The organism is Sulfurimonas sp. NWX79, assembly GCF_039667035.1.
Classification (GTDB): Bacteria; Campylobacterota; Campylobacteria; order Campylobacterales; family Sulfurimonadaceae; genus Sulfurimonas; species Sulfurimonas indica.
Genome location: NZ_JALCZL010000069.1, coordinates 1 through 564 on the forward strand (window position 1 = coordinate 1; position 564 = coordinate 564).

The 564-nt window shown below is 34.0% G+C and carries 1 protein-coding gene; it reads left to right on the forward strand.

All coding sequences use genetic code 11. From position 1 onward, the window contains the following. The coding region (gene istB, locus MNY27_RS10955; protein WP_346392353.1) for an IS21-like element helper ATPase IstB at positions 1-526 on the forward strand (526 nt) is incomplete at its 5' end. Positions 527-564 lie beyond the last annotated feature (38 nt).

Below are 564 nucleotides of genomic sequence, written 5' to 3' on the forward strand. Positions count from 1 at the left end.
AAGGTATGAAAATATTATTCTCCTTGGAGAGTGTGGGGTTGGAAAAACCCATCTGGCTATTGCTTTGGCATATAAAGCTGTACAGCACAGATACAAAGCAAAGTTCACTACGATTGCAGATTTGCTTGCTAATGCCAATAAAGCTAAAAAAGAGAGAAAGTACGATGCTTTTTTAAAGTCAATAACCAACCCTTCTGTACTTGTTATCGATGAGATAGGTTATTTTAACATGAACAAAGAGGAAGCCAATCACTTTTTTCAGATTATCTCTAAACGGTATGAAAAAGGTTCTACTATCCTTACTTCGAATCTCGTTTTTAGCAAATGGACACAGGTATTTGCAGGTGACAAGGTTGTAACAACTGCTATTCTTGATAGACTACTGCACCATTCTCATATCATCAATATACAAGGAGACAGCTACAGGTTAAAAGAGAAAAAAGAGTCAGGAATTATTCATTCAGATTTATATAAGTTTGGATCAAAATCTTCAAATAAAACAGGGCAAAACAAAGAGGTGGTTTAAGTTTCAAATTGTAACTTTTTTTTACTTTTTAGTGCAAA